Raw genomic sequence first — 24698 nt, forward strand, 5'->3', positions numbered from 1 at the left:
CACTTTGTTTGGCGGTGCCTTTATGTTCTTCTCCTCGGTGATCGGCGGGATGGGCGGCGCTTTTTGACCAGAAGCAACACCGGTTCTAATGCGATGTTTATCAAGCTGCAGACGCAAACGGCCACGCAGCTGGGCATTTCCCCCGAGCTGGTTACCTATAGACAAAATACGGCATCTTTCCACTCTATGCTGGCTTCTCCTTCTCGCGTCCTGCTCGGTGTCACCGTAGGGGATGTAAAAGAGAGGGAGCATGAGTTGCTCAAGAAAATCACTTTGATTGTGCTTAAAACGATCTTCCTGTCAACGCCGGAATTAATTTGACCCACGAGCGCCGGTATAATTTTGACCCACCTGTGCGCCTGGTGTCGAATAGATTCCGGTTTTTAGTTTTTCTTTGAGCCGGTAGCTGTTCCCCCGGATGTTCACGACGTGGGAGTGATGCAATAAGCGGTCGAGAACAGCTGTAGCAAGAACGGGATCGCCCATGAGTTCGCCCCATTCGCCAAAGCTCTTGTTGCTAGTCAGAATCATGCTTCCTTTCTCGTAGCGTGCACAAACCAACTGAAAAAACAGGTTTGCAGCGAGCGGATCGAGGGGGAGGTAGCCCACCTCGTCCACGATGAGGATGCGTGGCCTGAGATATACCCTCATTCGTTTGTCCAGGCGATTCTCTTCATAAGCTTTTCGTAAATCGCCCACGAGCTGCGCGAGAGAGACGAAATACACAGGCAATCCTTGTCCAATGGCCTCCATAGCGATAGCAACGGCTAAATGCGTTTTCCCCACGCCGGGAGGCCCGAGAAACAACACGTTTTCTTGCCTCCCAACGAACGTCAGCGCAGCCAGTTCACGAATCAGTCGTTCATCAATCCCCGGTTGAAACGAGAAGTCGAATTCGTTGAGCGTACGCCGATAAGGGAGGTGAGACAGCTTCATGCGGACCTCTACATTTCGGCGCTGGCGATCCTGAATCTCAGCGTCCAGTAGATCATTGAGGAAAGAGAGATACGTGCTTTGGCTCCGGCTGGCAGCTTCCAGCTTGGCATCAAGCGATTGGGCGGCTTGACCCAAACCAAGTTCCTCCAGACGCTGGCGGGCTTGTTCGAGCTCAATCATGCGCCCACCTCCACAAGACGTTCATACACGTCCAACGGACGCACTTCCACGTCTTGTACAGGAATCTGAACGCCTTGCGGCTTTGGATAAGCATATCCCTGAGCTGTACTCAAATTCGTGTATTGGTCCTCACACATCACTAGCCTTCGGGATTGGTACTGCTTCTCGTGCCGGGCGATGAGCTGCTTCTCGCAGTATATTTCGACGAATCTGTTTACCTCTCGTACCTTTACTTCACGTCCGCTATACCGCCATGGAACGCCATAACGAACGCCGTCGTAGCTCACAAATCCGTCACGGCTTACTTTCCTCGGTTCAAACCGGTACTTTGCCCATCGTTCCGGAGACGGAAGCATACCGAGCTTCTCTTGTGCCAAGCGATCGATCGGTCTTTCCCCAGTTGTACCGTGGATACGACGGTTTTGCTCATCGCACCAGTGTCTGGCTTGGCGATTTAGGTCACCAAGATCGGTGAATGATCGCCCTGGCATGAAGTTCTGCTCGATGAACTGAACGCTTCTCTCGACCTTTCCTTTCGTTTGGGGACGTCGTACGCGGCAAACTTTGGGGATCAAGCCGATAGCCGCAGCAAAATCTTCAAACAACGGATGCCATCTCGGCTTTCGATCATCGCCCATGCCAAGAATAACGGTCTTCATTTGGTCGGTTAGCATGGTCTTTGGAACACCGCCGAAGTATTCCAAACCGTTCATCAAGCAGCGTAAGAAACTGTGGATGTCACAGCGCTTTGTAAATTCGATGTACATCGCTCGGGAGTAACCCAACACCATCGTAAAAACGGGGATTTTACGCACTTCACCGTTTAAATCGATGTACTCGCAAATCTTCCAGTCCACTTGGGCTTGGTGTCCGGCTTTTGTCTCATAGCGTTGCACCGCAGGTGCCTGTTTTGGAGGTCGACGGGGCTTCACATAGTCCTTGATGATCGTAATGCCCCCCGTGTAACCTCGCTCTTTCAAGAGACGCAGCAGCACTTCACAATTGAAAATTCCCTTTTCGAGGTATAGATCCAGCAAGGCTTTGAACGGATCGAGTTTTGAGACTCTCTTCTTACGCGGACGAGGTTCCGGAATTCCTTCTGCGCGGAGGTATTTTCGTATGGTATTACGGGAATGACCCGTTTCCCTTGTGATTTCGCGGATACTCTTGCCGCTCACTTGAAGTTCGTGTAATCTGATCACAGTCCCACTCCTTAGCATATGTCTCCCCTCTGAAGCTACTTTGGTCGGTAATTTCAGAGAGAGGTATTCTACAGGGGTGGGTCATTTTCATTCCGGCGAACCTGGGTCAATTTTAACCCGGCGGTGACACTTCCGGGTCGTTCTCGGCCTCGTGCGGATTCAGTTTTTTTCGTAACAGGCTTTGCGATTTCCATTTCCATTTGCATCAAAAACGAGGCGGCTCACGGGGTTCAATTCGCACGGCACGTCCTTTGGCGCATTGCCGGCCGGCCAGTCGTTTGCATTCTGCTTTCATCCATACATTTGATAATTTTATAACACTAAAGCGAATTCATAATTTACCCTTTTTTTCCATACTTTATAATGGTATATTTTAAAAAAACAATTTGATTCCCTATCTGAAAATCAGTTAATCCCGTTATCTCCTCCCGAATTTCTAACTAGCCATTATTTCCCCAATGACTGCGAATAAAGAAGCTTCCCGAGCCTATTGTATAAACGAGTCTTTGCTGATGAATGTTTGCTGCATCCATTTTCTGTTTTTATATTCGATTGTAAAAAACTGATACATTCCTGCTTTGTAATAAAGTCGCAGACACAACACTTTGGAAGAAGGGAGAAGAGTATTATGAGGTATTTGATGCTTGTATTAATGATATTTGTTATCCTTTCTGGTTGTTCATTAGGTAGTAAAGATAGTTTAATGTGGTTTTCTTCACCCGATGCCGCAATTCAAAATGGTATTAAACTAGAAAGTATTAATGAAAGTGATTTGTTGTCAACAGTAGAAACAGACGGCGAAACACTACTTATTTTTAAGCAAAATGTACCCGAAGGAACGATAGTTGGTGTTGCAAGTTTAAGCAAAAAAGATGGACAATTCGCATGGTATAGAGAGAACGATCCTGTATTAGTAAAACGTCTGAATGAAACCGCATCACCTGCTATAACATGTGAAATTAATACTCAATCAAAGAAAACCTTCTACGTTTACCTTGGAGTTACAAGTACTATCGAGAATAGAATCAGCCTTAAAAACGGAAGTAAGGTCCAGCCTTCTATTGATAAAAATAGCGGGATCTACTATTATGTTGAATCCGCAAATGACAAAAAATAGCTGTTCCATTTTTTAACTTTTAATAGTATAATTTGAATAAATTGGTAAATGAGGGTATTAAATGAAAAAGATTCTGAAATTTTTGTCTCTTGGTATTAGTTGCACACTAAGTCTATTGGTCTTATCTTCTTCAGTAGTAGCAGCAAGTGGTAAGGAAAACAGAGCTTATCAAGAAATTAACAGAGAAAATGCTTTTATCGACCCATCAACCGGTCTGCTTATCACCCCACTAAAAGAGGTTGGTGGCTATTTAGTACCAATGACCAAAGAGGAATATATATCTAATACAACGGATTTACACACCCAAAACAACCAGAGAACAATCCCTACAAATAATAAAGCTAATACGATAAATCCTGCAGCTGATTATCGCGAATACTACACCTATACTGAAACCACAAATTCAACTGAGTGGAGTAGAGATTGGATACAAGTTACTGATGGAATTAAATGCACATCAACTGGTGGATGTTCCCTTGGTAAGACTGTATCAGCACAAGTCAGTCACTCTTTCAGCGCTTCTGTAGGTGCAGAAAAAGACGCGATTTCTGCCGGAGCCTCCTTTACTTGGCAAAAAACCTATTCATCTACTGATCACTATACCTTTAACTTAGCTTTGGGAGAAAGAGGATATATCGCATTCGTACCCAGATTCAAGAAAACTGAAGGAGTACTATATAAATATTCTAATTGGGATGGTCTCCTATCGAAAAAAAATGCTTGGGGCCTGTCTCCAAATGGCGGGTACTATACTTTTGTCCACACAGATTATTAAAAATAAGTTTTTGATTTCTGGGATACAAGACAGAAGCTAGTAGACAAGCATACTTATGTGTTTAAAATACAGCCAATTAGACTGGTAGAAAAATATATACGGCGACCACTATTCGGTATTCCACCGGGAAAGGTCGCCGTGTTTTCTTAGAATACTTATTCTCTATAGATGGGTATTAACCATTACTTAATCTCACTAGCAACATACAAATCTCACATTTCTCATGATAATGCTTCTTTATTCATTCATTCTTCGCTCCAAGCTTGTTTTCAGCGATTCTTCGTGGACCAGACAGCCAACAGAACGAGAGCGAACTAAAAAAATGTTCTGCACACCGCTATTCCTTAATCTTAAAAGACGCTTTGATCCCCGATACCTCGGCAAACATCGCCTGGTATTCCCGCTCCTTCTCGGCATCGCCCAAAATCCATTGCACATCGGTCGGCGTGCTGAACGAGTATACCTTGTCATCCGTCTCGCCGATTTTCTCCAAGTGAATGACCGTCGTCAATTCCTCGCCGTCCTGCTTCCATTCTTCCTGGCTCCAGACTCTGACTTCGCACAGAATGCCGCCGGGCTGGTTTGCTTTGCTGGAAAAGATGATCTGGTTTTCCGTCTCTGTCACCTCGTATTTCCCTTCCCAGCTTTTTGGAAGCTGCAGCGTAAAATGATGGGTAGTGTTTTCGTACAAGATGCTCTTTGTATCCTCGCTCTTTTCTGAGCATGCTTGCAAAAAGAAAAGCGACAGGAACGCCAAACAAAATCCAAGGAATCGGCTTCTCATGAAAATGTCTCTCCTTTACAATATGGCGGATTTTCTAGCCCTTGTTGGAGAAGACGGAGCAGACTGTAAAAAGTTTCCTGTCCCTGCAATAAAAAAACCGGCCGCCATTCAGGCGCCGGTCCATCTCGTTTGTTCGATTAATTTCTCTGCCTCGAGGTCCCTTCGCTCCCGCTCTCCTGTTCTCGTCCAGTGCAGGAAGCGATCATCCAGCAATTCCGAGAGCAGCTCGCGCTTGCGCATTTCGTCCAGCGACAGAGCCAGCACGCGGCTGCGCATCGCTCCAAGAAACGCCGTATATTCCACGTATTCGGGACCGAACTGCGTCTCCACCTGCCGGCGCAGCTTCTTGGCCAATCCCGGATTGTGCCCGCCTGTCGAGATGGCGATCTGCAAATCTCCCCGCTCGACAACGGAAGGAACGGTAAAGCTGCACAAATCCGGTCTGTCGACGACGTTCACCCATTGGTGAGAGCCGCAGGCTTGATACACGGCCAGATTGACAGCCGGATCGTTCGTCGCCGCAATTACGATCACCGCTTCCCGTACGTCTTCCGGAGAAAACGGCCGGCGAAACAGGACAAGACTACCTGCCCCTGCCCATTCTTCAACTGCTTGGGAGCACGACGGACTCACTACGGCCACATCCGCTCCGGCAGCGAGCAGACTGCCGATCTTCCGCTCTGCCACCTGACCGCCGCCGACGACGAGGCAGCGTTTCCCCTGCAGCTTGGCCATCATCGGATAGAGGCGCATATCCCTCACTCCATCCGCTCAAACCAGTTGATCTTCTCTCGCATGTTGACGACGTCGCCCACCAGAATAATCGCCGGGTTGGAGATATGCGGACCTGCCGCCAGCCGTTCTTCGATGTCAGCCAGCGTGCCGGTCACAGTCGTCTGCTCGGGCATCGTTCCCCAGGCGATCACGGCGACAGGCGTTTCCGGTGCGCGGCCGTGGGCGATCAGCTGTTTGCGGATGAACGGGAGATTGCCCACTCCCATGTAAAAGGCTACGGTATCGATGCCTTTCGCCAGCGCCTGCCACTTGTCGCTGACGGCGTCCTGTGCGTCTTCTGCTTCCGCCGTTTCCGCTCTGCCCTCGCGCAAATGCCCGGTGACCACTGCAAATGACGATCCGTACTCCCTATGTGTCACCGGAATGCCCGCGTAAGCCGGAACAGCAATGCCCGCTGTCACGCCGGGAACGATCTCGAACGGAATGCCGAGCTGCGCCAGATGCTCCGCTTCCTCGCCCACTCTGCCGAATACGCACGGATCGCCGCCCTTCAGCCGGACGACCGTCTTGCCTTCCAGCGCCTTTTCTGCCAGCAAGGCGTTGATCGCCTCCTGCCGCATCGTGTGGTTGTCCGGAAGCTTGCCGCAGTAGATGCGCTCAGCATCGTCCGGGGCGTGCTCCAACAGAGCCGGGTTTGCCAGCCGGTCGTAAATCACCACATCTGCCTGCTGCAAGCACTCCAGACCTTTTACGGTAATCAGCTTCGGGTCGCCGGGACCCGCTCCTACGAGGTAAACGCGGCCAGTCTTGCTCACTCGCTGCTCACCCCCGCCTCATCAAACGTAGCCATCTCCCGCAGCATCCGCGTCGCCGCCTCGACGATCGGAAACGCGACCGCCGCTCCGCTGCCTTCCCCAAGCCTCAGGCCAAGGTCCACAAGCGGCTCCTTTCCAAGTGTTTGCAGAGCAAACGCATGGCCCGGCTCCTGTGAGCGATGTCCGCCCAAAAGGTACTCGGCAGAAACCGGGCAGAGGCGAACGGCGAGCAAGGCAGCGACGGTCGAAATGAAGCCGTCAAGCAGGACCGGGACTCGTCTTGATGCCGCGCAAAGGATGGCTCCGGCCATCGAGCCGATCTCCAGGCCGCCTACTTTGGAGAGCGCGTCGAGCGGATCGCCCGCGTCAGGCTGATGCAGGGAAAGCGCTTCTTTCACCACCGCTTTTTTCTTTTGCCATTTCTCGTCGGAGACTCCCGTTCCGCGTCCGACCAGCTCATCCGGCTCCGCTCCCGTCAAGGCAGCGAGCAGAGCGCTGCTGGCGGTCGTATTGCCGATGCCCATCTCACCGACGATCAACAGCTTTGCCCCCTCGTCGATGATCGCCTCGGCGCTTTCAAATCCTATCTGCACGCACTGCTCCGCTTCCTCGCGAGTCATCGCCCGCTCGCGCAAAAAGCTGGCTGTACCGGGCCGAACTTTCTTCGTCCAAACACCGGGAGCATCCACATCGACTGCGACGCCGACATCGACGACGTGTAGCAGGGCGCCGATCTGCCTGGAAAATACATTGATGGCTGCCCCTCCGTGTGCGAAATTGGCTACCATCTGTGCAGTCACTTCCTGCGGATACGCAGAGACCCCCTCTGCCGCCACGCCATGATCGGCGGCAAACACAAGGACGCCGGGCGGAGTGACCGCCGGAAAGGGCTCCCCTGTCATCGCAGCCAGCTCCACAGCCAAGCTCTCCAGTCTGCCCAGGCTGCCGAGCGGCTTCGTCAGTTGATTCACATGCCTGCTTGCCTGCTGCGCTGCCTCCTCATTTCGCGGTTGTACCTGTGCCAGCTTGTTCTTCCAATCTGCTGTGTTCATTTACGCACTCACTCCCCTGAAAAGCTCTCATCTGCTCTTCGATGATGTCCAGACGCACATGGCTCCTGACGGTATCTGCGATCAAATCGAATCCTTGCTCTCTCAACGCCACGAAAGAAGGCCGCTCCGTGATCGGAGCCAGTCCCTTTCTTTTGCGAAGCGCATTGAGCAGGCGCATCCGAAGCGGATCGCTGTGAAACAACCCGTGAAAATACGTGCCAAGCACACGGCGCTCCTCATCGCAATAGCCGTCCGTGCGATCCTCCAACCGGATAAATGGAGATGCCTGTCCGGTAAAAACAGAGCGGCCCATGTGAATTTCGTAACCATCCAGAGGGATCTTCTCTCCGGCAAAAGCGGCGACTCCCCTCGACAAAACGGTCGTTTTGCGCTGCTCCATCGTCGTTTCCATCGGAATCAGCCCCATGCCGGCTGCTGATTTCAGTGGAGACTCCACCCCTGCCGGATCGTAAATCACGCTCCCCAGCATCTGGTACCCGCCGCAAATTCCCGCCAAAAAGCTGCGTCCAGCCCGGTGCAAATCCAGAATCGACTGCTCCAGCCCGGTCTTTCTCAAAAACAGCAAATCTTCCAGTGTATTCTTGCTCCCCGGCAAAATGACCAGGTCAGGCTCGCCCAGCTCTTCCGTGCGGGTGACAAAGCGGACGCGGCAATCCGGCTCCACGAAAAACGGATCGATGTCGGTAAAATTCGAGATGCGGGGATAGCGGATGACCGCGATGTCAATCTCCCTCGTCTTTTCCGCCTGCCCCTGATAGCGGTGCAGAATCAGCGAATCCTCCGCATCGATCCACAGGTCGGGAATAAACGGAACGACGCCGAGCACCGGCTTGCCTGTATAGCGTTCAAACCAGTCCAGCCCCGGCTGCAGGAGCGACAGATCGCCGCGGAACCGGTTGATGATCACTCCGATCACCCGCTCGCGGTCTTGCGGCTCCAGCAGCTGGAGCGTTCCGACGAGACTGGCGAATACCCCGCCGCGCTCGATGTCGGCGACGAGAATGACCGGCGCATTCACCAGCCGGGCGACCCGCATGTTGACGAGCTCGCGGTCATTGAGGTTCACTTCCGCGGGACTGCCGGCTCCCTCGATGACAATCCGGTCATAGGATGTGGCCAGTCTTTGATAAGCGTCTTCGATCACGCGCAAGCCCTGGTCGTAAAACTCGGTCCGGTAGGCCATCGCTTTCATGTTGCCGTACGGCTCGCCGTTGACCACGATCTGGGATTCCGCATCCCGGGTTGGCTTGATCAGGATCGGATTCATATCTGTCGTGGCGGCGATGCCTGCCGCCTCGGCCTGAACGCCCTGCGCCCGTCCGATCTCCTTGCCGTCTATGGTCACGTACGAATTGAGCGCCATGTTTTGCGATTTGAACGGTGCTGTCCGGTATCCGTCCTGGGCGAAAATGCGGCAAAACGCTGTCGCGATCACGCTTTTCCCGGCGTCGGAGCTGGTTCCCTGGATCATCAGCGGCAGGGCTTGGGATTTTTTCTCCTTTGCCGGAGCCGGAGCGTTCCCCGGGAGGCTGGCAGGCGCTGTTTGAACGGTTTCGCGAGCTGCGCTGTTTGCAACTCCGGCTCCATTCGCGCCAGGCATGCCGCTGCCTGCAGACTTAGTTCCGCTGCGGTCAAAAGCTCCATGATCAGCCACGCCTCTTCACCTCCAGGCACCGCTCCACCCAACGCTTCGCCAATGCCGGATTGGAGGCAAAGTGCAGGTGGGTGTAGCCCGCGACGAGATTGTCTTGTGCGTACCCTTCCGGCTTGGTGCCGCGCAGCCCTTTTGTTTCGTAGGCATGCGGCAGTTCCTCGTCGGCTGCGAAAGTCGAGTAGTGGAATTCATGCCCTTTCGCCTGCTCGTCCGGTCCGATCAGGAAGTTGCCCGCTTTTCCGGTGACTTCGCGGTAGCCGAGAGCAGCCAGGCGCTTTTGCATCGATACCTTTCCCGGGATCAAACCGGCCATCGGGTAGACGCTGCCGTCGGTCGTCACGATCGCCTCAGTCAAATACATGAACCCGCCGCATTCAGCGAGCGTAGGCAAGCCGGAGCGGATGGCATTCCGAAACGATTCCAGTACGGCTGTGTTTTCCGACAGCTCCGCGGCAAACTCCTCCGGAAAGCCTCCGCCGATGTAAAGTCCGTCGGCATCAGGCGGCACAGTCTCTCCGGCAAGCGGAGAAAAGTAGTGGAGCCGGGCTCCGTACGCTTCCAACAATTCAAAATTCTCCGGATAGTAGAAATGAAACGCCGGGTCTTTGGCGACGGCGATCTTCACCCGCGGGGATTGGCTGGAAACGGAACCAAACATCCGTGGCTCCACCACAAGCTCCTCAGCCTGGGCCAGCTCCCAAATGCGGTCCACGTCGACTGTCTCCGCGATCAGGTCGGCAAGCCTCTCAAACAGCGGGGCCAGCTCGCCGCGCTCGACGGAAGGCACCAGGCCGAGGTGACGCTCCGGAATCTCCAGATCGCTCTCCCGCTTCAAATAGCCCACGACGGGGACGCCGCACTCCTGCTCGATCGCTGTTTTGACGATCTTGAAATGCCCTTCGCTGCCGACCTTGTTGGCGATTACCCCGACGATGCGGGCCTCCCGGTTCAGCATTTGAAAGCCTTTGACGATCGCCGCGGCACTCCGGGCCATGCTCTGCGCACCTATAACCAAAAGGACCGGAGATTGGGTCAGGATACTGATTTCCGCCGTGCTCCCCTTGTCATTTGTCGGGTCCTTGCCGTCGTACATGCCCATGACGCCTTCAATGATGGAAATGTCGGCACCCCGGCTGCCCCGGGCAAAGATTTCTTTCATCGTATGATGATCCAGCATCCAGCTGTCCAGATTGCGGGAAACCCGCCCGGTCACGGCTGTATGGTACGTCGGATCGATGTAGTCTGGTCCGCATTTGAAGCCCTGTACGACATGGCCTTTGCGCTTCAGGGCGGCCATCAGGCCGATGGTCACGGTCGTTTTTCCCGCCCCGCTTCCCGTACCCGCAATGACGAGACGACGGCTCTTGCTCATGGTCTTCCCTCCCCGCCATACGGCATCAGGGCGACGGAAATGGTCACGTTGCCCGACTTTTTCTTCGTCAGCACGAGCTGGTCGACGCCCGCATACAGCTTCGCGGCCGGTTCGCTGACGCCATACGCGCCAGTAAACTTGTACACGGTCTCGGACGGCTCCTCCAGCTTCACCGTGTTCAGCTCCTCCGGGGAATACCAGACGAACGGCCAGCCGTATTTGCTGCAAACCTCTATGAGTCCCTCTTCATCCTTTTTCAGCTCGATCGTGGCCAGAGCCTTTACGCTCTTGATGGAGAAGCGAAGCTCAGCCAGCGTTTCCTTGATCACCGACTCGATTTCATCGGCGGAGGTGCCGCGGTTGCAGCCCATCCCGAGCACGATCACCTTGGGCCTGTACAGAACGCCGTTTTCCAAAATGGCCTCTTCCTCCGAAGACAGGATTCTGTGGGTGACGACCAAAGCGCCGTGCGGCTCGGCAGCAAGCGCTTCCGAAATCGTATCGAACACGTGGATGGACGGGGGCATCGGCGTATCATGCATCCACCAGTTGCGCTCGCCCGACTCTACGACGACAGCGACCTTTTCCTCGTTGACGACCGAGGCGCTGACCGGCGTCAATTTTTCGTCCGACTCCCACTCCCAGCCGAAGCGGCGGCCAAACAGATCAACGGGAATCGTCTTCTGCACGTCGGAAGCCGTGGTGATGACCGGATTTGCGCCCAGTACAGCAGCCACTTCCCGGGCCAGCTCGTTGGCGCCGCCCAGATGCCCCGACAGCACGCTGATCACGTTTTCTCCTCTGTCGTCTATGACGACGACCCCGGGGTCTGTTTTTTTGTCCTGCAAGATGGGGGCGATCATCCTGATCACGGCCCCGAGGGAAATGATCAGAATCAGTCCTTTGTAAGCAGGCCAAAGAGCGGGAAACAGCATCCGCACGCTGTTGTTGAACATCTGGATGCCTCTGGCTTCCTCGTCTCCTTTGGCAAACTTGCTCATGTAGTACAGGTCGCATCCGGGAAAGGTCTGGTGAAGGTTGCGGGCCATCTCGACGCCGTGCTTGGTGATGGCGACGATGGCGTACTCGCCTCTCTGCCGGATCGCCGGGATTTCTCCTTCGGTCAGCTCGATGTTCATCCTTCTTTCACACCTTTTCTGTACCCGTGCGTAAAGGTTTTATCGTACAGCTTGGAGCGATGCTGCTCGCTTTTGGCGTGGATGTCGGGGTCCAGCGCCCAGCCGGCCAAAATCATCGCGTGGGAGCGGATGCCGTTCTTGCCCATATCCTCATCCAGGTTCCTCAGCGTCGTCCGCACGATGATCTGATCCGGCCAGCTTGCGCGCTGCACCACAGCGACTGGCGTATCCAGACTCCAGCCTGCCTCCGTCAGCTCGCGGACCACCTTTTTGGTCAACGTCGCGCTCAGGAAAAGCGCGATGGTGCAGTGATGCTCAGCCAGCGCCCGCAGCTTTTCCCGCTCCGGCACAGGCGTCCGTCCCTCTGCACGGGTCAGGATCAACGTCTGGGTCAGCTCAGGGATAGTCAGTTCCGCTCCGACTGCCGCTGCCGCCGCGAAGACGGAGCTGACGCCTGGGACGATCTCCACCTCAATGCCCGCTTCTTTCAGCAGTGCGATTTGTTCCATCGTCGCTCCGTACACGGACGGATCGCCGGTGTGCAGACGCACGACCGTTTTTCCCTGGCGGATGCGGTCGACGAGCAGTCCCACCATCTCTTCCAGCGCCATCCCCGAGCTTTGCAAAACTTCTGCCCCCGGCTTCGCCTTTGCGACCAGCTCGTCGTTTACAAGCGAATCCGTGTACAGGACGACATCTGCCGATTGCAGCAGCTTCAAGCCTTTTACCGTGATCAAATCCGGGTCTCCCGGTCCTGCGCCAACTATGTACAGTTTCATCCCTTTTTCACCACCATCAGCGTGAGATAGCCAAGCTCTGCCCGCTCCAGCTCGCGGACATTGGTCCAGATCATTTCCTCCGAGGAGGTGACTTTGGTTGCCACTGCGGCATGATCGACCAAGTCCAGCTCTTTGAGCAGCCCGATGATCATCGGCAGCACTTTGGCTACCTTCAGGAAAATGACGCAGTCGTGCTCTTCAATCGCTTTGCGCATCGCTTCGCGGTCTTCTGTAGCCGGAATGATTCCGATCTGTTCATCGCCGTCCGCGAGCGGCAGATTGAGGCGGGCTGCCGCGCCGAGAAAGGACGAAATGCCCGGCACCGACACGACCGGAACCTCCGGGTATTTCTCCTTCATGACGCGCATCATGTGAATGAATGTGCTGTAAAACAGCGGGTCTCCCTCTGTGACAAAGGCGACATCCTTCCCTTCGCGAAGCCGCTCCCAGACGATGTCGGCAGTGTTGTTCCACTCCCGCTCCAAAATGTCCTTGTCCTTGGTCATCGGAAAAACGAGGCCGAGCATTTCCTTGTCCGGCGAAGGCTTGACGTACAGCTCCGCGATTTGGTGCGCGTAGCTTTTGCTGCCCATCCGTTTCTTTGGATAGGCGACGACTGGCGATTGCTGCAAAAGGCGAAATGCCTTGACCGTGATCAATTCCGGGTCTCCCGGACCGACTCCGATGCCGTACAGTGTTCCGATGGTGCTCACTGGCTGTCTCCTCCTTGCTTGTCCTCCTGCTTGGCCCAGGCGGTAATGATATAAATCGGGTTCAATCCCTCAAACCTTGTCATTGACAAAATCGGCTTGCTGCGCGAAAGCTGCGCCAGCGTAACCGATGTCTCAAAGCCTTCCGCAGCGAATGCCTGCGTCGCTTCGTACAACGTCTCGATCGTCGCGGCGTTGACCACGATGCGGCCATTTGGCCTGAGCCGGCTGCAGCAAATGCCGAGCAGCTCGCGAAGCTCGCCGCCGCTCCCTCCGATAAACACCGCATCCGGGTCGGGGAACTGGTCGAGTCCTTCCGGAGCCTTGGCGTGCACAACGGTAAAATCGGTGCGGAACTTGGCCATGTTTTCCCGGCAGTTGGCCAGATCGTCCGCATTTTTCTCGACCGCGTACACTTCCCCTTCGCGGGCGATGCGTGCTGCCTCAATTGCCACCGAACCGGTGCAGGTGCCGATGTCCCACACGATGCTTTTGGCGTGGAGCTGCAGCTGCGCGATGCTCAGAATACGCACTTCCTTTTTCGTGATCAGCCCCTTGTCGGGCTTGCGCTGGGAAAATTGCTCATCGGCGATGCCGAGCGGCCATATCGGGCCCTGTCTGCGTTTGCGCAAAATGACCACGTTCAGATCTGCGAAACCCCCGTCCGCCATCTCCTCCAGCGAGTACCAGCCTGTCCGCTCCCCGGCGCTGCCGAGATTTTCCCCGACGAAGGCGTCGTACTCGTTCATGCCAAACGAGAGCAGGTAGCGGGCAATCGCAGCCGGATTGTTTTCCTGATCGGTCAGGAGGGCCACTTTTTCCTTGCCGTCGATCCGCTGGGCCAGACCCTTGATGCTGCGCCCGTGAATGCTGAGAAACGCGGCATCCTGCCACGCCTCTCCCATCCTGGCAAAAGCAAGCTGGATCGAGCTGAGATGCGGATAAATCTCCACCTGCAATTTTTTCGCGAGCAGGCTGCCGATTCCGTAGAACAGCGGGTCCCCGGAGGCAAGGATGACCGTTTTCCGCTTCTCCTCGCGCAATTGCTCGACCATGGCGGTCAGGCCGCCTTTTAAAACCAGCTTTTCCCCCGGATAATCGGGAAAAAAGGAGAGATGCCGTTCTCCCCCCACGAGCAGCTCGCTTTCCTCTATCCACGTCCGGTACAACGGCAGCAGGCTTTGCGCACCGTCATCCCCGATTCCAATCACCTTCATTGCCTGTGTCATGAACCGTCACCTTCCCCAACAGGGTTCCTTTCATCGTGATCAGCATGGTCTCGATCTCCATGCCCCCGCCAACCTCGCGAAGTCCTGCCCGCGAGCAGCTTTCGCACAGCTTTTCAAAAAAGAGGGGGTATTCTGCCATCATGTCCCCTACCTGGGAAGCGGTATTGGCTCCCCGCGCCTCCTCGACCAACGCTTCCGGTGCACCCGCCTCCCGGACGAGCTGGGCCAGAAAGCCGAAGTCGACGGGAGCGCTTTTGGAATGGACCATCATGACGCCCTGCGCCACCTTGGAGAATTTCCCCATCATGCCCACCAGCGTCACCTTTTCGATGCCCTTGAGCTTGCATTGCTTGAGCGCAAAGCCGACAAAATCGCCCATCTCCACGAATGCTTCCTCGGGCAGCTCCGGATACTGCGTCATGCCAAACTGCTCGCTTTTGCCTCCCGTGGAAAGCACGATGTGGCGGCAGCCCATCTTCTGCGCGACGTTGATCGCCTGGGCGACGCTGGCCTTGTAGGCGGACGTGGAAAACGGCACGACGATGCCGCGCGTACCCAGAATGGAGATGCCCCCGATGATGCCAAGCCGGCCGTTCAAGGTCTTTTTGGCGATTTCCTCGCCAGCCGGTACGGAAATGACGATTTTGATCCCCCGCTCGATCCCGTGCTCATCCAGGACGGCCTGCGCGGTCTCCCTGATCATTTTGCGCGGGACCGGATTGATCGCAGCTTCACCGATGGGGACAGGCAGGCCCGGCTTGGTGACGCGGCCCACGCCGATTCCGCCGTCCAGCACGATCCCCGGTTCGTCCAGCCAGCTCACCGTACTGACGATCAAAGCGCCGTGGGTCGCATCGGGGTCATCCCCGCCGTCCTTGATAATTCCTGCTGTCGCGGAAACGGCATCAAACTCGCAGCTTTCCGTCTGGAAGCTGACGTCCTGTCCGATCGGCAGACGGATCGTCGCCTCGCGCTGTTCTTGCTGCGTGATCAGGGCGGTCAGCGCCGCTTTGGTGGCTGCCGTGGCGCATGAACCGGTTGTATAGCCGTGACGCAATGGTTTTGCTTCCTTTTCCTCCGCAGTCGCTTTCCCCGCCATGAATTATCCCTGCCGTTCCGCCATCAGCGAGAGTGCGTTGAGCGCAGCCACCGTAACAGGGCTCCCGCCTTTCCGCCCGATGTTTGTGATGAAAGGCACATCCAGCTTGGCCAGCTCTTCCTTGGACTCTGCCGCCGACACAAAGCCGACTGGCATCCCGATGATCAGGCCCGGCTTCGCCTCTCCCTCTTTGACCAGACGGATCAGCTCCAGAAGCGCTGTCGGCGCATTGCCGATCGCGAAAATGCCGCCCTCCGCTTCTTTGACCGCTTTGCGAATGGAGATGATTGCGCGCGTGGTGTTCAGGCGCTTCGCTTCCTCCATGACATCCTTGTCGGAGATGTACACCTTCACTTCGCCGCCGAATTTTTCGATCCGGTTCTTGCTGATCCCGACCTGAACCATCTGGACGTCGGCCACGACAATCTTGCCGCTTCGGATCGCCTGAATGCCCGCTTTCACCGCATCCGGGTGGAATACGAGACTGCGCCCCAGGTCAAAGTCCGCCGAGGCGTGGATGACGCGCTGCACGACAGGGTACTGCTCTTCGGTGAAAGGATGCTCTCCGAGCTCTTCGGTGATGATTTGAAAGCTCTTTTCCTCGATTTCTTGCGGTTGTACGGTCAAAGGCTTGAATTCCGTGCGAAAATCCATGGTATGCTCCTCCTTTGTATTGGGGTTTGGCTTTGGCTGCAGCAAGCCGTTAGATTTCGGCCAAGCCGAACGATTCGTCCTTGCTTACTTGCTTGTTTCAATTTATCTCGCCAAGCGTTCCGCTCTATTTTCTCTGAAAAACCGCCCGTTACGCTTCTTGCGGCAGGGGCAGCAGCTGCTTCAACTGACCGATCACTCCGGCGAAGTCGGAAAATTTGGTGCCGTAATCGATCTTGGGCCGGGCGATGACAATCGTCTCGATGCCCATTTCCAGCGCTGCTTCCACCTTTTCGTCAAAGGCGCCGACTTTGCCGCTCTCCTTGGTGATCATCAGCGTCACTTTGTAGTGGTCATAGAGGGCCTTGTTCAGCTCCTTGGAAAAAGGGCCCTGCATGGCGACGATATTTTTTTGCTCGATGCCCAGCTCCTCGCATTTTTGCATGTTGTCGGTGCGCGGAAGCATGCGAGCCACCAGCGTCGTATCCGGCAAGCCCAAGAGCCGGTCGGAAAAGATTTTCAACGTTTTGCTGCCGGTCGTCAGCATGATCACACCGCGCTTTTCTGCCGCTATCTCGGCGGCTTGGACGTAGTCCTCGGCGAAGATGATCTTCTCGTGCCCCGGCGACTGGGCGCTTTCGCGTTCGTACCGGATGTAGGGAACTCCCGCCGCCTCTGCTCCGGCCATCGCGTTTTTCGACGCTTCCTCGGCATAAGGGTGGCTGGCGTCCACTACCGCCTGAAAGCCTTTTTCACGGATCAACGCCTCGATGTCGGCGGATGTCAGACGGCCTACCTGCACCGGCAGCCCCGCTTCCTCGATGCTTTTGGCCGCGTTATCGGTAACGACTGTGGCAAGCAGGTCATATCCGGTTTCCTTGATCAAGAGAGCCAGCTCCCGGGCGTCACTGGTTCCCGCCAATACAAGAATCATCGCTCGTCCCTCCTTATTTCTTTACAGGGTGATGCTCATGGGCGTGATTGTCGCTGTGTCCGTGTTTATGTTCATGATCGTGGTCATGGTCGTGATCGTGGCTGTGGCTGTGGTCGTGACCGTGCCCATGATCGTGATCGTGGCTGTGACCGTGGCTATGTGCGTGACCGTGACTGTGTCCATGGTGATGATGGTGATGATGCCCATGGTCGTCGTCGTGATGGTGGTGATGATGGTCGATATGCTCCATCGCCGCCAGACGGTACTGACAAGTATCGCAATTCAGTTTGACTTCGCCGTGCAGCGCCTCTTCCACCCGGTCTTTCAGCACTTCCTTGAGCAGCGGATGGAAGCCGAAGTACTCCGCCAGCGTAAATTCAGCCTCTGGATAGCGAGCGCGGAACTGTTCAAGCTGGTCGGCCATCCGTTTGATCAGCACGCCGGTAAACAGGAAGTACGGCAGGACGACGACGCGGCGGGCCCCCAGCCTGAGGCAGCGCTCGATCCCTTCCTCGTACAGCGGGAAGGTCACACCCATGAAAGCGGTCTCCACCCACTTTGCCTTCCAGCGTTCCCAGAACAGTCGGGACATTTTGTAGATGTCGCTGTTCGCGTCCGCATCGCTGCTGCCGCGTCCGATGATCAGAACGGCTGTGTCCCCGTGCTCCTCGCCGGATGCAAAGCCGGCTTCCTGCATGCGGGTGGCCAAAATATTCAGGACCTCTTCGTGAATACCTATTGGGCGTCCGTAAATAAATTGCACATGCGGATATTTCGCTTTTGCTTCGTCGATCGCCGCCGGAATGTGAATCTTGGCGTGCCCGGCCGAGAACAGAATGATCGGGATGACGGCTACCCGAGTGGCTCCCCGCTTTACGCAGGCGTCCAATCCCTGAAGCATATCGGGACGTTCAAATTCGAGAAAGCATGTCTCCAGAATCGGAACGTCGATCTCCGGCATCAGCGACGCCACAAACTGCCTTACCTCTTCATTTCCTTCGGGATCCTTGCTCCCGTGTCCGACAAACAGTACCGCGTCCATCCTGATTCCTCCCCGTTATTTTTTCTGCCTGGCCCGTGGTTTGGGGCCTTGCTGCTTTTGCAAAACCAAAACCCCCGGATATGCTGGCGCTTGAATCTAGCGGCTAGTCGCCGCAAACAGCGTTTTCAATTTTGGGAATGGCTGGCTCTCTCCAGACGTATCCCTCGATTTCGCCGACCCTTTGGAAAAATTTGTGGAACCTTTCATTCGGGAATGCTTCCCGCTTGTATCTGTCAATAATCCGCTCGATCAAGGGAACGATGTCCTCCGGCTCGATGCCTTCCGCTACCGGCAAGCCGGAATGTGCCGTTCTCCCCACGGTTTTGGCGCCGAGGAACAGATCGAACCTGCCCTTGCGGAACACGAGACCGATGTCTTCCTGAACTGCCCCGTAGCAGGCCATCCCGCAGCCGTTTACGCCGATCTTCAGCTCTTTTGGCATTTCCTGTCCGCCCAGCTTGCGGTGGATCTCCTCCGCGTACGGAATCGCGTCCTTCTTCTCGCCGTCGCAGAAGTCGCAAGCCTTCACCTGCAGGACGTCCCCGACCGGAGTCAAGATGAGACCGAGGTTGCGGAGCGGCGCAGTTACCTCCTCCGGGTTGCTCGTCGGAACACGCAAAATGATCTGGTGGTGCGGCGTGTACTCCAGCTCCCCTTTTTCTCCGGCTGCCTGGGCAAGCGCCATCATCTGCGCCGGAGTGAACTTTTTGTTGGCTACGCCCGGACTTACCGCGCACTCGAAAATCATTTCCGGGACAAAGACCGGGCGATGGGACTGGCTGGAGGATACGAGCGAAGCATCCGTTTCGATCCCCCTGGATTCGTTTACTGCCTGCAAAGCCTGAGCCGCCCAGTCAAACGGCGTCAATGTGCCGGTCTCCTCTTTTGGCTGGGGAGTGGCCCGCAAGCTCGCTGTGTCCGCTTTTTCAACCTGTGGTTCGACAAGTGAAGAAGTTGCGTCGGGTGCCGCTTGTTCCACAGCGTTTTGCGAAGCCGCCTCCAGCGACCACGGCTCGTTTTCCACGCGAAGCCGCTGATGGGGCTTCAGCGATTGCTCATCTGTCGCAAGCGTATACTTCCGCTGATAGCCGCGCGGGGTAATCATTTTGCCGTCATAGACAAATGTGGACGAGTTCCCGATGATGACCGTCGTCAGCATCCCGATGTCATGGTTCAGCATCTCTGCCAGTGTCGTGATGACGATATGCTCCCGCTCCCGATAGGCGCTCTTGACGATCCCGACCGGCGTGTCCGGGGAACGGTACTGCAGCAGGATGCGCTGTGCCTCGACGATCTGTCTGGTGCGACGCCCGCTGCGCGGGTTGTACAGCGCGATGACAAAATCGGCCATGCCCGCAGCGTCGATCCGCTTGGCGATCAGCTCCCATGGCGTGAGATGGTCGCTCAGGCTGATCGTGCAGGCATCGTGCATGATGGGCGCGCCGAGCAGAGTGCCGCAGGAGTTGATCGCCGATATTCCCGGAACGATCTCCACCTCCACGCCCTCCGCCGATGTCCAGCCTTTTTCCACGAGCACCTCGTAAACGAGTCCGGCCATGCCGTACACGCCCGCATCGCCGCTGGAGATCACGGCCACCTTTTTGCCCGCTTCCGCCTGCCGAACGGCTTCGCGCGCACGCGTCACTTCCTCCGTCATCCCGGTGCTGACGATCTCCTGATCGGTCAACAGCCCTCTGATCAGGTCCACATAAGTGGTATATCCGATGATGATGTCACTCTCTTCGATCGCTTCCCGCGCCCGTTTGGTAATATGCTCAAAGCTGCCCGGCCCGAAGCCGATCACAAACAGCTTGCCGCTCATAGAAAGTCCCCCTTTCATTATTTTGCCTCTATTTGAAAAACGCTGTTCATCCATGCAGAACATAAGCAAAAGCAGCCAGACCGGCTGTGCACATGATCGAAGTGACTGTCATCAAGCGCACCGTAGCCGCAATATCGCCTGCACACAGCGGCCGAAGCGGATCACCCAGCTTGGCGCGGTGAGAAGCCACGCCCTGATAGTAATTCAGTCCGCCCAGTTGAACGCCCAGCGCCCCGGCGACTGCCGCTTCCGGAAGACCGCTGTTGGGGCTGGGATGAAGTCCGGCGTCCCGCCGCATGATGCGGTAGCAGCGGCGCCAGTCCAGCCGTTGCAGCCAGCTCGCCCCGACCAACAGCAGAGCAGTGAGGCGGGCCGGTATGTAATTCAACACGTCGTCAAAGCGGGCGGAGGCCCAGCCGAGATTCACGTATTTCTCGTTTTTGTAGCCGACCATGGAATCAAGCGTGTTCGCCGCCCGATAGGCCATCGCCAGCGGGGCGCCTCCGATCGCAGCGTAAAAGAGCGGAGACACGATGGCATCGACGATGTTTTCCGCCACCGTCTCCACAGCCCCGCGGCTGATCTCGGCCTCACCCAGATGCCCCGTGTCCCGCCCGACCACCATCGATAGCGAACGGCGGGCCATTGCCAGATCCCCGGCCAGCAGATAGCGGCCTATTTCCAATCCGGCATCCGCCAAGCCTTTGGTCGCGATCGTCGTAGAGATCAGCCAGATTTCCAGCGCGATAGCCAGCCAGGGATGGATCAGCCCCGCGCCGTACACAAGTCCGGCGACGACCGCATAGCTGCCCCCGACGATCAGGAGGGGAAACAGCAAGCCGGCTGCCCTCAAGCCCTTCTCCTGTTTGACAGACAGCCGGATGACGCGCTCCAGGCGGGCAATACACCACCCCATGATCACTACCGGATGCGGCAGACTGCGCGGGTCTCCAACCAGGCGGTCGAGCACGTAAGCCGCCACGATGAGAAAAGCGGTTGTCATCTATGCTTCACTCTCTTCCCTGATGTCGATTGCGTGCGATGCTGGCTTCCACGTCCCCGATACATGCTCGACGATCATAGCCTGACCGTGCCCGAGTCCTTTCATGTGCCAGTACAATCCGGGGTCACCGTGCAGCCAGGCCGCCTGAAACCAGCGGATGACACCACCGTGCGTCACCAATGCGACCGTGTGATCCGGCTCCGTTGAACCGCTTGCATCTCTCATTTCTTTCCACATGCCGCTCAACCAGCGGTTCACTCGTTCGCCCAGCTGCGTCAGCGTTTCTCCGCCCGGCGGCGCGATGCCGAACGGATCGTCGTACCAACGGCTTGCCCGCACGCTTTCTCTGACCATCAGTTCTTCGTAGGTGAGCCGCTCCCATTCGCCAAAAGACAGCTCGCGAAGCTCAGGAACCCGGATCGGACTCATCCCCCAGACCGCTGCCAGCCGATCAGCCGTCTGCACGCAGCGGAGCAAATCGCTGGTAAAAAAATGGGCCGGGCGTTCATGCCCGAGCTGTCTGGCGAGAAGCGCCGCCTGCTCCACCCCCGCGTCATTCAGCGGCACATCCGTATGTCCCAGATAGCGCCCTTCGCGATTTTCCTCTGTCTCCCCGTGCCTGATCCAGATCCATCTCACGTCCACCAGCTCCCTGCCGCAACAAGCAGCATCACTGCTTCACTGCTTTCAATGATCGCGCCGTAGCAATCGCCCGTCAGTCCTCCGAGCCTGCGGCAGATGCCGCGTGCGAACCAGAGGCTGAACAAAAGCGACACCGCGACTGCCGCTATCGCCTGAATGCCGGCGATCCACCAGCCAAGTCCGAGGACAGCTGCGTAGGCCGCCACAATATGCCAGAGCCGCAACCCTGCACCGATCCCTTTTCCGACGCCGTTGTCGGAAGAAACGTTGGGGAAGCAGCGTATCGCGAGCAGCACATGAGCGCGGGCAGCAAATGGAATGAGGACAAGCAGGAGAGAGCCGCTATAAAGTGTCAGCCCTTCCGCTCTTGGGCCACCTGCTAACAGACCCGACAAGCTTGCCTGGTTTGGCGGATTTGTCAGCAGACCCGCCAGTTCCGTTATCCCTGCCGTTTTCAAAAAGAGCAGCAGGATCGCAGCCAGGACAGCCATGGCACCCGAGCGGCTGTCCTTCATAATCTCCAGCATGCGTTCTTGCGTACGGCTGCTGCCGAGGCCATCCGCCAGGTCCATCCACCCGTCCAGATGGAGTCCTCCCGTGATGTACACCCAGGCCGTGCACGTCAAAACGGCGGCGATCAGCGGCGGAAAGGCCCATAATGCAGCCTCGTGCACGATCCACAGCACGCATCCGATCACCAGCCCGACAGCCGGATACCAAGCGACGCTGTCACGCCAAGCCTTTTCCGACGGCTTCAGCCACGGCACGGGAATGCGTGTAAAAAAAGTCAGCGCGTGAAAAAATGCGTTCATCCTTTCATCCTCCAGGGGAGCCCGGCGATCACGGCATAGACGGTGTCAGCCTGGCGCGCGGCTTGCTGATTCACATCGCCCAAAATATCGGCAAACCATCGTCCCAGCCTCGACATCGCTACCCCGCCAAGACCCACTTCACTCGTTACTGCAATCACGGTTTGATTCGTTTGGGCGACAGCATCCAGCCACGCCTTTGCTTCTCCCACAATCTCTTTTGTAATGGATTCGTCCCGCCACGCCTGCTCCGGGATGTCCATCAGGCGACCGCTGACCCAGGTGGAGAGACAATCGAGCAAGACGACACTGTACCCTTTGCTCGCGTCCAGCGATTCGGACAGCCGTCCGCCGAGCTCGCACAATCCCCACGTATCAGGGCGGCGCTCCCGATGCAGCTCGATTCGTCTGGCCATCTCATCGTCCCACGCTTTTCCTGTCGCCACGTACAACACGTCCTGCGCGGCATCACGGGCCAATTCCTCGGCAAAACGGCTCTTTCCCGACCGAACGCCCCCTGTGACCAAAATAAGGCTCACAAGACCGCCCCCCTTTTTTCCATCACATCATGAAAGGCAGACAGCAGCCGTTCATTCTCGGCCCGCGAGCGAACGGCGATGCGAAAATCGCGGGCGGTCAGTCCCGGATACATGGCGCAGTTGCGGATCAGAATGCCCCGTTTGCCCATTTCCTCCTGCAGCGCCGTCGCGTCTATCCATTCCGGGGAGCGAACGAGCAAAAAGTTGGCCTCTCCCGGCCATACCTGCCAGCCCAGCCCCGACTGCAGTCCGTCCAGCAAAAAGCGGCGTTCTGCAGCGATGAGGCGCCTCGTCTCTTCTTCATAATCCGCTTCCTGCAAACACAACTCTCCCGCAAGCAAGGCCAAGCCGTTGACGCTCCAGCTCACCTGTTTGCTCCTCATCCTCTCGATCAGTGCGGGGTGACCGATCGCATAACCGAGCCGAAGCCCCGGGATAGCGAACATTTTGGTCATGGAGCGTATCAACAGGACGCGCGGAAAATGTCCTAGCCGATCCGCAAGTGTAAACTGCTTCTCCCGAGCCGCAAAATCGAGAAAAGCTTCATCGACAATCAAATGGGTACCGGTTTCATTTGTCCATTCGGCCATTTGCAAAAGCTCGTCTGGTTCATACAATAGACCGGTCGGATTGTTCGGAGAACCGATGAACACGAGCTGCGTCTCCCGAAAGAGCCGATACAGCTCCCGCGCGTCTGGCTTGAAGCCGTTTTCTTCCCGTCCCGCGCATTCCACGACGCGAGCGCCGAATTGGCGGGAAAGTTGGGCATATTCGGAAAAGCACGGCGTCACCACACCTGCGCTTTCCGGCTGCAGAGCGAGCACGGCCAGCGCCATCGCTTCCGCCGCTCCATTTGCCGGCAAAAGGGCGTCTTCCGGCAGACGCAGCCGGGCAGCCAATGCCCGCTTGAAAGCTCGATGGCCGGGATCAGGATAGCGGATAACGGCGGTAAGCGACCTCCCCAGCGCTTCCAGGACCCTTGCCGGAGGACCGAGCGGATTTATATTGGCGCTGTAATCAAGGAACGCCTCGGCCGATACGCCAAAGCGCTCTGCAGCCGTCACCAGATCCCCGCCGTGGCCGTAGGTCTCCAGCAGCCCCATCAGTACTCAACTCCGAGTACAGCGGGAATGCCTTCGTCATAGTAGTGCTTGACCGGCTTCATCTCCGTCACAAGATCGGCCATCTCGATGATCGCGGGCTGCGCATTGCGGCCGGTAATGACCAGATGGACGTGGCGCGGCCTGTTTTGGACCGTATCCAGCACGTCAGCCAGCGGGAGCACATCGTCAATCGGAAAACGATCAATTGCCAGGGCATTGTTCAATTCGTCCAGGATCACCACATCGTACTCGCCGCCAAGCACCTTTTCGCGGGCAAAGCTCCACGCCTTTTCAAGGGCGCTGCGGTGCTCCTCCGGTGTTTTGGTCCAGGTAAAGCCGACGCCCATCTGCACCATTTCGATTCCGAGACGGTCGAAAATAATCTTCTCGCCATAGGTGCGTTCCGGAGACTTGATAAACTGGATCATTAAAACCCGTTTTCCTCTGCCGGTTGCACGTACAGCCAAGCCTAACGCCGCTGTCGTCTTGCCTTTTCCGTCTCCTGTATAGACCAGCAGCAGCCCTCGCTTGTTGTCGGCCTTGCTCATCAACAG

Annotated in this window: 26 protein-coding genes; 3 read left to right on the top strand and 23 right to left on the bottom strand. The window is 56.4% G+C overall.

Annotation, left to right across the window (positions count from 1 at the left end; translation table 11 throughout):
* Positions 1-63 precede the first annotated feature (63 nt).
* Positions 64-321 (top strand): L-lactate permease, encoded by a 258-nt coding sequence (locus V5G20_RS21380; RefSeq protein ID WP_338462128.1) that lies wholly within the window; start codon positions 64-66, stop codon positions 319-321.
* Here V5G20_RS21380 and istB read toward each other — a convergent pair.
* Positions 313-1116, bottom strand: a complete 804-nt coding sequence (gene istB / locus V5G20_RS21385; RefSeq protein WP_024982952.1) for an IS21-like element helper ATPase IstB — start codon at positions 1114-1116, stop codon at positions 313-315. The genes V5G20_RS21380 and istB overlap by 9 nt on opposite strands.
* A complete protein-coding gene (istA, locus tag V5G20_RS21390) occupies positions 1113-2336 on the bottom strand; it encodes an IS21 family transposase (protein ID WP_024982953.1) in 1224 nt (407 codons plus the stop codon). Before istA ends, istB begins: the two co-directional genes overlap by 4 nt.
* Before the next feature lie 610 nt (positions 2337-2946).
* Here istA and V5G20_RS21395 point away from each other — a divergent pair.
* Positions 2947-3435, top strand: coding sequence for a hypothetical protein (locus V5G20_RS21395; protein ID WP_024983464.1), 489 nt, complete (start codon positions 2947-2949; stop codon positions 3433-3435).
* 61 nt (positions 3436-3496) lie between these two features.
* Entirely contained in the window at positions 3497-4210 is a 714-nt protein-coding gene (locus tag V5G20_RS21400; RefSeq protein ID WP_141334143.1) for a hypothetical protein, read from the top strand.
* Positions 4211-4547: 337 nt separating this feature from the next.
* Here V5G20_RS21400 and V5G20_RS21405 read toward each other — a convergent pair whose 3' ends face one another.
* The 21 genes from V5G20_RS21405 to cobO all read right to left on the bottom strand — a co-directional run bounded on the left by V5G20_RS21405 (position 4548) and on the right by cobO (position 24692).
* Positions 4548-4994: a hypothetical protein gene (locus V5G20_RS21405; protein ID WP_024983466.1), complete on the bottom strand. Its 447-nt coding sequence runs from the start codon at positions 4992-4994 to the stop codon at positions 4548-4550.
* A gap of 108 nt (positions 4995-5102) precedes the next feature.
* Complete coding sequence (locus tag V5G20_RS21410) at positions 5103-5747, bottom strand: precorrin-2 dehydrogenase/sirohydrochlorin ferrochelatase family protein (RefSeq protein ID WP_024983467.1); 645 nt, start codon at positions 5745-5747, stop codon at positions 5103-5105.
* A 5-nt stretch (positions 5748-5752) separates the two neighbouring features.
* On the bottom strand, positions 5753-6544 hold the full coding sequence (gene cobA / locus V5G20_RS21415; protein WP_003388100.1) for a uroporphyrinogen-III C-methyltransferase: 792 nt from the start codon (positions 6542-6544) through the stop codon (positions 5753-5755).
* Positions 6541-7596 carry a nicotinate-nucleotide--dimethylbenzimidazole phosphoribosyltransferase gene (gene cobT, locus V5G20_RS21420; RefSeq protein WP_051567343.1) on the bottom strand — a complete coding sequence of 352 codons (1056 nt, stop codon included), beginning with the start codon at positions 7594-7596 and terminating at the stop codon, positions 6541-6543. The genes cobA and cobT overlap by 4 nt, the downstream gene beginning before the upstream one ends.
* Positions 7544-9088 carry a cobyric acid synthase gene (locus tag V5G20_RS21425; protein ID WP_238986209.1) on the bottom strand — a complete coding sequence of 515 codons (1545 nt, stop codon included), beginning with the start codon at positions 9086-9088 and terminating at the stop codon, positions 7544-7546. Before V5G20_RS21425 ends, cobT begins: the two co-directional genes overlap by 53 nt.
* Positions 9089-9263: 175 nt before the next feature.
* Entirely contained in the window at positions 9264-10643 is a 1380-nt protein-coding gene (locus V5G20_RS21430) for a cobyrinate a,c-diamide synthase (RefSeq protein ID WP_338462137.1), read from the bottom strand.
* Positions 10640-11782, bottom strand: a complete 1143-nt coding sequence (locus V5G20_RS21435) for a cobalt-precorrin 5A hydrolase (RefSeq protein ID WP_122958625.1) — start codon at positions 11780-11782, stop codon at positions 10640-10642. Before V5G20_RS21435 ends, V5G20_RS21430 begins: the two co-directional genes overlap by 4 nt.
* The gene (gene cobM, locus V5G20_RS21440) at positions 11779-12561 is read right to left on the bottom strand and encodes a precorrin-4 C(11)-methyltransferase (RefSeq protein ID WP_003388106.1); all 783 of its coding nucleotides are present in this window, start codon (positions 12559-12561) and stop codon (positions 11779-11781) included. The genes V5G20_RS21435 and cobM overlap by 4 nt, the downstream gene beginning before the upstream one ends.
* Entirely contained in the window at positions 12558-13274 is a 717-nt protein-coding gene (gene cobI / locus V5G20_RS21445) for a precorrin-2 C(20)-methyltransferase (protein WP_003388108.1), read from the bottom strand. The genes cobM and cobI overlap by 4 nt, the downstream gene beginning before the upstream one ends.
* Positions 13271-14500, bottom strand: coding sequence for a precorrin-6y C5,15-methyltransferase (decarboxylating) subunit CbiE (gene cbiE / locus V5G20_RS21450; RefSeq protein WP_338462140.1), 1230 nt, complete (start codon positions 14498-14500; stop codon positions 13271-13273). Before cbiE ends, cobI begins: the two co-directional genes overlap by 4 nt.
* Positions 14463-15599: a cobalt-precorrin-5B (C(1))-methyltransferase gene (locus V5G20_RS21455; RefSeq protein ID WP_243014629.1), complete on the bottom strand. Its 1137-nt coding sequence runs from the start codon at positions 15597-15599 to the stop codon at positions 14463-14465. Before V5G20_RS21455 ends, cbiE begins: the two co-directional genes overlap by 38 nt.
* A 3-nt stretch (positions 15600-15602) precedes the next feature.
* Entirely contained in the window at positions 15603-16253 is a 651-nt protein-coding gene (locus tag V5G20_RS21460) for a precorrin-8X methylmutase (protein ID WP_003388111.1), read from the bottom strand.
* A 148-nt stretch (positions 16254-16401) separates the two neighbouring features.
* Complete coding sequence (cobK, locus tag V5G20_RS21465) at positions 16402-17184, bottom strand: precorrin-6A reductase (protein ID WP_003388112.1); 783 nt, start codon at positions 17182-17184, stop codon at positions 16402-16404.
* A gap of 13 nt (positions 17185-17197) precedes the next feature.
* Positions 17198-18226, bottom strand: coding sequence for a sirohydrochlorin chelatase (locus V5G20_RS21470; protein WP_338462143.1), 1029 nt, complete (start codon positions 18224-18226; stop codon positions 17198-17200).
* Positions 18227-18329: 103 nt separating this feature from the next.
* The gene (cobJ, locus tag V5G20_RS21475) at positions 18330-20048 is read right to left on the bottom strand and encodes a precorrin-3B C(17)-methyltransferase (protein ID WP_338462144.1); all 1719 of its coding nucleotides are present in this window, start codon (positions 20046-20048) and stop codon (positions 18330-18332) included.
* 46 nt (positions 20049-20094) lie between these two features.
* Entirely contained in the window at positions 20095-21051 is a 957-nt protein-coding gene (cbiB, locus tag V5G20_RS21480; RefSeq protein WP_338462146.1) for an adenosylcobinamide-phosphate synthase CbiB, read from the bottom strand.
* Positions 21052-21690 (bottom strand): histidine phosphatase family protein, encoded by a 639-nt coding sequence (locus V5G20_RS21485; protein WP_327925747.1) that lies wholly within the window; start codon positions 21688-21690, stop codon positions 21052-21054.
* The gene (locus V5G20_RS21490; RefSeq protein ID WP_003388119.1) at positions 21687-22505 is read right to left on the bottom strand and encodes an adenosylcobinamide-GDP ribazoletransferase; all 819 of its coding nucleotides are present in this window, start codon (positions 22503-22505) and stop codon (positions 21687-21689) included. The genes V5G20_RS21485 and V5G20_RS21490 overlap by 4 nt, the downstream gene beginning before the upstream one ends.
* Entirely contained in the window at positions 22502-23041 is a 540-nt protein-coding gene (cobU, locus tag V5G20_RS21495) for a bifunctional adenosylcobinamide kinase/adenosylcobinamide-phosphate guanylyltransferase (protein WP_024983477.1), read from the bottom strand. The genes V5G20_RS21490 and cobU overlap by 4 nt, the downstream gene beginning before the upstream one ends.
* On the bottom strand, positions 23038-24144 hold the full coding sequence (gene cobD / locus V5G20_RS21500; RefSeq protein WP_171506170.1) for a threonine-phosphate decarboxylase CobD: 1107 nt from the start codon (positions 24142-24144) through the stop codon (positions 23038-23040). Before cobD ends, cobU begins: the two co-directional genes overlap by 4 nt.
* A complete protein-coding gene (gene cobO, locus V5G20_RS21505) occupies positions 24144-24692 on the bottom strand; it encodes a cob(I)yrinic acid a,c-diamide adenosyltransferase (RefSeq protein WP_003388124.1) in 549 nt (182 codons plus the stop codon). Before cobO ends, cobD begins: the two co-directional genes overlap by 1 nt.
* Positions 24693-24698 lie beyond the last annotated feature (6 nt).

The organism is Brevibacillus borstelensis (genome assembly GCF_036700025.1).
In the GTDB taxonomy this organism is placed as follows: domain Bacteria; phylum Bacillota; class Bacilli; order Brevibacillales; family Brevibacillaceae; genus Brevibacillus; species Brevibacillus borstelensis.

Coding starts and splice junctions, on each gene's coding strand:
- istB (WP_024982952.1), bottom strand. CDS start 1,116: ATGATTGAGCTCGAACAAGCCCGCCAGCGTCTGGAGGAACTTGGTTTG.
- istA (WP_024982953.1), bottom strand. CDS start 2,336: ATGCTAAGGAGTGGGACTGTGATCAGATTACACGAACTTCAAGTGAGC.
- V5G20_RS21395 (WP_024983464.1), top strand. CDS start 2,947: ATGAGGTATTTGATGCTTGTATTAATGATATTTGTTATCCTTTCTGGT.
- V5G20_RS21400 (WP_141334143.1), top strand. CDS start 3,497: ATGAAAAAGATTCTGAAATTTTTGTCTCTTGGTATTAGTTGCACACTA.
- V5G20_RS21405 (WP_024983466.1), bottom strand. CDS start 4,994: ATGAGAAGCCGATTCCTTGGATTTTGTTTGGCGTTCCTGTCGCTTTTC.
- V5G20_RS21410 (WP_024983467.1), bottom strand. CDS start 5,747: ATGCGCCTCTATCCGATGATGGCCAAGCTGCAGGGGAAACGCTGCCTC.
- cobT (WP_051567343.1), bottom strand. CDS start 7,596: ATGAACACAGCAGATTGGAAGAACAAGCTGGCACAGGTACAACCGCGA.
- V5G20_RS21425 (WP_238986209.1), bottom strand. CDS start 9,088: ATGATCCAGGGAACCAGCTCCGACGCCGGGAAAAGCGTGATCGCGACA.
- V5G20_RS21430 (WP_338462137.1), bottom strand. CDS start 10,643: ATGAGCAAGAGCCGTCGTCTCGTCATTGCGGGTACGGGAAGCGGGGCG.
- V5G20_RS21435 (WP_122958625.1), bottom strand. CDS start 11,782: ATGAACATCGAGCTGACCGAAGGAGAAATCCCGGCGATCCGGCAGAGA.
- cobM (WP_003388106.1), bottom strand. CDS start 12,561: ATGAAACTGTACATAGTTGGCGCAGGACCGGGAGACCCGGATTTGATC.
- cbiE (WP_338462140.1), bottom strand. CDS start 14,500: ATGACACAGGCAATGAAGGTGATTGGAATCGGGGATGACGGTGCGCAA.
- V5G20_RS21455 (WP_243014629.1), bottom strand. CDS start 15,599: ATGGCGGGGAAAGCGACTGCGGAGGAAAAGGAAGCAAAACCATTGCGT.
- V5G20_RS21460 (WP_003388111.1), bottom strand. CDS start 16,253: ATGGATTTTCGCACGGAATTCAAGCCTTTGACCGTACAACCGCAAGAA.
- cobK (WP_003388112.1), bottom strand. CDS start 17,184: ATGATTCTTGTATTGGCGGGAACCAGTGACGCCCGGGAGCTGGCTCTC.
- V5G20_RS21470 (WP_338462143.1), bottom strand. CDS start 18,226: ATGGACGCGGTACTGTTTGTCGGACACGGGAGCAAGGATCCCGAAGGA.
- cobJ (WP_338462144.1), bottom strand. CDS start 20,048: ATGAGCGGCAAGCTGTTTGTGATCGGCTTCGGGCCGGGCAGCTTTGAG.
- cbiB (WP_338462146.1), bottom strand. CDS start 21,051: ATGACAACCGCTTTTCTCATCGTGGCGGCTTACGTGCTCGACCGCCTG.
- V5G20_RS21490 (WP_003388119.1), bottom strand. CDS start 22,505: ATGAACGCATTTTTTCACGCGCTGACTTTTTTTACACGCATTCCCGTG.
- cobD (WP_171506170.1), bottom strand. CDS start 24,144: ATGGGGCTGCTGGAGACCTACGGCCACGGCGGGGATCTGGTGACGGCT.
- cobO (WP_003388124.1), bottom strand. CDS start 24,692: ATGAGCAAGGCCGACAACAAGCGAGGGCTGCTGCTGGTCTATACAGGA.